The organism is Tianweitania sediminis (genome assembly GCF_017813335.1).
GTDB lineage: Bacteria > Pseudomonadota > Alphaproteobacteria > Rhizobiales > Rhizobiaceae > Tianweitania > Tianweitania sediminis.
In genome coordinates, this window is the sequence record NZ_JAGIYY010000019.1 from 1 (window position 1) to 4,747 (window position 4,747).

7 protein-coding genes are annotated in these 4,747 nt (G+C 70.5%); 6 read left to right on the forward strand and 1 reads right to left on the reverse strand.

The window, feature by feature from the left end:
* On the reverse strand, positions 1–400 hold a 400-nt coding region (locus J5Y06_RS22930; RefSeq protein ID WP_209337534.1), incomplete at its 3' end, for a hypothetical protein.
* Here J5Y06_RS22930 and J5Y06_RS22935 point away from each other — a divergent pair.
* The 6 genes from J5Y06_RS22935 to J5Y06_RS22960 all read left to right on the forward strand — a co-directional run.
* Positions 399–662, forward strand: a complete 264-nt coding sequence (locus J5Y06_RS22935) for a hypothetical protein (RefSeq protein ID WP_209337535.1) — start codon at positions 399–401, stop codon at positions 660–662. The genes J5Y06_RS22930 and J5Y06_RS22935 overlap by 2 nt on opposite strands.
* Before the next feature lie 11 nt (positions 663–673).
* The gene (locus J5Y06_RS22940; RefSeq protein ID WP_209337536.1) at positions 674–1,009 is read left to right on the forward strand and encodes a hypothetical protein; all 336 of its coding nucleotides are present in this window, start codon (positions 674–676) and stop codon (positions 1,007–1,009) included.
* A gap of 347 nt (positions 1,010–1,356) precedes the next feature.
* Positions 1,357–1,725: a hypothetical protein gene (locus tag J5Y06_RS22945; protein WP_209337537.1), complete on the forward strand. Its 369-nt coding sequence runs from the start codon at positions 1,357–1,359 to the stop codon at positions 1,723–1,725.
* Between the two features lie 1,023 nt (positions 1,726–2,748).
* Positions 2,749–3,732, forward strand: a complete 984-nt coding sequence (locus J5Y06_RS22950; RefSeq protein WP_209337538.1) for a hypothetical protein — start codon at positions 2,749–2,751, stop codon at positions 3,730–3,732.
* A gap of 117 nt (positions 3,733–3,849) precedes the next feature.
* Complete coding sequence (locus J5Y06_RS22955; protein WP_209337539.1) at positions 3,850–4,197, forward strand: plasmid mobilization protein; 348 nt, start codon at positions 3,850–3,852, stop codon at positions 4,195–4,197.
* Positions 4,194–4,747, forward strand: a 554-nt coding sequence (locus J5Y06_RS22960; protein ID WP_342453485.1) for a relaxase/mobilization nuclease domain-containing protein, incomplete at its 3' end; no start/stop codon positions are given. The genes J5Y06_RS22955 and J5Y06_RS22960, both read left to right, overlap by 4 nt.

Genomic DNA, 4,747 nt, shown 5'->3' on the forward strand with positions numbered 1-4,747 from the left:
AACGCTCGAGGCCGACTTCGGCGAATCCTTTACGCCCTCCCGATGGACCCGGTCCGTCGCGCGTCGCTTGCGGGAGCAGGGCCGCGACGACATCGCCGATCGCCTGGTCCTGCCCGACGAGCCTCCCAGGAGCTCCATGACCTCGCAGGGGCGGGCCGCCGCTGCAAGGGTAGGCATCGACCTCCCAAAAGCCCAGGCTGCCGTCCGGACCGCGTGGGCGGCAGCCGATAGCCCTGCCGCCTTCCGGGCGGCGATCGCGGACCAAGGATTCGATATCGTCCCCGGGCAGCGGCCCGGGGTGTACGTGGTCCGTGCCGGCGCTGCCGAGATCGGCGCCCTCGACCGCATCATCAAGCTCAAGCGCCGCGACGTCGCGGCGAGGATGGAAGGAACCGACCATGACGCAGCCCGACCCGATGAAGGCCATGCGGGCGATCTACGACCAGAGCCGCGGCGCCCGCGAGGCGGCGCAGCAGCTGCAGCCCCTGCTGACCCTCCTGGAGCATCCGGAGGGCGAGGGGCCGAGCCCCGTCGAGAAGCTCCAGGAGATCCTCGAGACGATCCTCGTGGGGCAGCGCCAGCTGCACCTGTCGCTGGAGGACCTGCACGCGAAAGCGGACGCGCTCCTCGGCTCGAAGCGGCTCGTCTCGATGCCGCGCTGAAGGGGTTCCGGTTGTCGCCAGCAGCGGCAGCCGCTGCAGCCCATATCCGGGCTGGCCAGCTCGCCGGGCCGCATCCCAGGCTGACCATGGCGGTCCTGGACCACCAGCTCGGCCGCAGCAGCCTCGACCGCCTCAGACGGCTCGCCTGGGACATCCACGACACGATCCAGGCCTCGCGGCTGCGCATCCGGTTCGGGCTTGCCCAGAGGCGGCTCCCGCTTCCGGAAGCGGAGCAGCCGCCAGAGCCTTCGGAACGGCTCGCCGCAAGGATTCGTGCCCTTCGGCACAGGGTCAATCTGGATAACCGGGATTCCGGTTATGGGTCGGAGCCGCCCCGCCCGCGGTGACGGGCCGGGGTTTCCCTCGCCTACCCCAGGACGATGCTGCGCCGCTCGCTCGACCATCGGCGCAGCCGAGGCACGGGCCTCGGCCTTGCCGGGTCTCGCGGCGCTCCGCATCGCCCTGGGGCCCCTCGGCTCGGTGACCGCCCTGCGCGTCGCTCCTGCCCTGCGGGCACCGCCACGCCCTTCAGGCGAGGCGGGTCGGAGCCTAGGCGGCGCGCAGGGCGGTCAACCCCGGCCCGTCCGTCGGACAGCCCTACCCGTTGTCCCAGGGAGGGACGAAGACGCGTCTCGGGAGGGATTCGTTAACCACGATGGGCGTACCGTCCCCGGCCTGGCCCGGAGATGTCCCCATGACGGTCGTATCGATGACCTACCGCGAGCTCGCGGACCGGCTCGGCATGAAGCCGGAGAGCGCAAGGAAGGCCGTGCGCCGCAAGGGGTGGACGCGGACCGTCGGCAACGACGGGATGGCCCGCGTGCTTGTCCCCCAGGAGGACCTTCCCCCTGTCTCCGGGACAGCGGAAGCCCTTCCTCCGGCACGTCCAGCGGACGGACCGGGGGACGGCCTGCCTGCCATGTCCCGGGAGCTGGAGCTGAAGATCGAGGGGCTGCGCGCGCTCCTCGTCGCTGAAGGCCGGAGGGCCGACGCGGCCGAGGCCGACCGCGACCGCTGGCACGAGCTCGCGACCAGGCCGTGGTGGCGGCGCCTCGCCGGATAAAGAAAAACCCGCCACCTTGGGGTGACGGGCCTTCCGTATCGTTCACGGTCATCGCCGTCCCCGGCTGTTCCGCACCCGGAATCTCACACGCGACCCCGCAGGGCGCAAGCCCAACCTCCCTTCCGGTCGTTCCAAAAATATCCCGGGGGAGACAAGCCCGTAGGGCGCGTCGGGGCAGAGCCCCATAGCCTTTCTGGGGGGCTCTCCAGCGGACGCTGGGACGGGAGGATGGGCAATTTTCGCCCCGCTGATATAGCTGGGGCATGCGCCGGGCCCGTTGATTCGAGCCGATCGGTCCGCGCCTGCTGTCTTCGTCAACAAATTTGGCTTATTTATCAACGGGTTGCGCCCCGCGCAGGCCCATGGGATAAACAAAAACGCCGCCCCGATTCGGAGCGGCGTTTGTGTGGTCCCGGCGACCACTCGCATGTGTGTCTTGGCGGACTGTGCGAGGGGAGCCCGAAAAGAGCCGGCTCGATGAGCCGGAACCGAGATGGTTATAGCGCTCGACAGGACAAATCTCAAGCCCTCCGCCGCCCCTGCGGCGACGTGAGCGCCCTCGCGCGCCGGGATGGCGCTGCACCCCACCCCGTGTCGGGAATGGCCTCCAGCGTCGCCCTGTGGGCCGCTGAGGGGCATGCCGCTGAGCACCCCTCCATCCGACCTGACACCCCCAGCCCGCAGGGCCTTGATACTGGAGGGGCTACGTTTCCGCCCTCCCCGGGAAAAGCAGCGGGGAACGTCATCGGGAGGTGGCGCCTCAAGCATCGTGTCGCGCAGCTCCTTCGTGCCCAGGCGGGGCCTGGAGGAGATACCCCGGGTGTCTGCAAGTGCGGCTCGGCCGGGCATGAGGTGCAGCACGTCGGGCTGGTGCGCCGGAACGGCGCGAGGCCTGGCGCTACGGGGGTCTATTTCTGCGACTCGCCCTGGCTCTGCCCCTCCTGCGCGCCGCGCCGTGCTGCGGAGCGCACTGAACGGCTCGAGCGGGTCTTCGCTGCGGCGGAGGCGAAGGGGTGGTCCCTGGTGTTCGTGACGCTCACTGCGGCGCACCGCAGGGGCGATCGCCTCGCCGATCTCAAGGCACTGGTGTCAGGCGCAAGCCGCTCCGCCCGGCAGGGCCGTGCATGGATGGCGACCGCCAGGGAGCATGGGATCCAGGGGGTGATCGTGGGGCCGGAAGTGACGCATGGGCGTCACGGCTGGCACTTCCACCAGCATCTGGCCGTGATCGTGTCGACCTCCCGTCTCGCCGATGCAGAGGCGGCCGGGCAGGCCGTCCTCGGTCGGTATATGGCTGCCATTTCCGAGGCCGGGGGCAGGGCGCTGAAGCAGGGCCAGGATGTCACCGTCGTCTGGCGCAAGGAGGACCTGCAGGGGTATCTCGCCAAGGGGTCTGCGGCGTGGGAAATCGCCGCGGCCGGCACGGGCAAGGAGGGCCGCGGCGGCAGCCGCTCGCCATGGGATCTCGTTGCCGATGCCGACGCGGGCGATCGCCAGGCGGCGGAGCTTTTCCGCGAGTACGCCGCAGCGATGCCGGGGACCCGTTCGTGCGTGGTCACCAAGTCGATCGCCGACAAGCTGGGCATCGAGCCGGAGGAGGATGAGGAAGCGCCCGGCGAGGAGCCTCCTGCCCAGGAAGAGGCCGAGGAGCTCGGGGGGGTTCCCAGGGCCCAGTGGCACCGCCTGCTGCGGCACGGGCACGTGCCCGCCGTCTTCAGCGTGATCGCCTCGGGAGGGGACTGGAGAGCCATCTCTGCCGAGATCCGCCGGCTCGATCCCGGCGAGGCCGAGCCGCAGCGCAGCGGGCCTGTCCCCTGGGCCATCTCCGCGCTCTGTCTGGCGCAGGAGGCCCGTGCCCTCCGGGGAAGCATGGCGGGAGGCTCGCTGGACGCTGCGATCGGCATCGCGGTCGAGCGTCATCGACAGGATGCCAAGCGCGTCGGCAGGCCTCTGCTGCTGCCCCATCTCCCCACCGTCGCGCGTCTCCTCGCCGAAGGGTTTGCCTGACCTCCTGGTTCCATGCAGCGCGTCGCCGGAAGGTGAGCCAGCAATCGGGTGGTGCTACGCCCCACCCAGCTGGCCAGGGGGCGCTGCCCCCGTGGACCCCCGAAGCGGAGACCGTTCATGGCACGTACGACGACCACGACGACCCTGCGCCTTTCCGCCGACGAGCGGGCGGCGCTCGATCTCGCCGCACAAGCGGAAGGCCTCGGCCCGTCCGCTTTCGCGCGGCTCGCCGTGGTGCGTGCGGCGGGCGGCACGCCGACCCCCACCCGCAAGCGCCGGAGCGAGATCGCGAAGGCGATCGCCCTCGTCCTAGGCGAGCTTGGTCGGGTCGGCAGCAACCTCAACCAGGTCGCCCGTCGGGCGAACCGGGGCGGCTCTGTCGAGCCTGCGGAGCTCGATGCTATCCGCAGCGAACTGGAGCGGATGACGCTCTCCGTCCTGAGCCTTCGCGAGGCCGCGCCGTGATCCTGACGACCAAGCGGCACGGGCGCACCGGCCGCGACGTCCGGAACCTCAAGTCCCACCTGTCGAAGCAGGTGGATCAGGTCTCCCGCGTTGTGGGGATCGGCGGCGTGCCGGTCTCCGACGCGGACGCCGCACTGGCCTACATGGAGGCCATGCGTGACGGGTCCCGCGCGCTGATCGGCATGCACCACATCACGATCTCGCCTAGCCTCCGCCTGGACGAGGTGCAGCGCAACGAGACCGTGCGGCGGATCCTCTCCGCCATGGGAGCGGAGGACCACGCCTGGGTGCTTTGGGAGCACGACGGCAAGGCGCGCACAGCCGGGGCGGCCGACCAGCATTTCCATCTCGTTCTGAGCCATGTCGGCCCCGACGGAAAGGCGCTCGATGACGGCTGGTCGTACCCTCGTCTGGAGGCTGCTGCGCGAACGCTCGAGGCCGACTTCGGCGAATCCTTTACGCCCTCCCGATGGACCCGGTCCGTCGCGCGTCGCTTGCGGGAGCAGGGCCGCGACGACATCGCCGATCGCCTGGTCCTGCCCGACGAGCC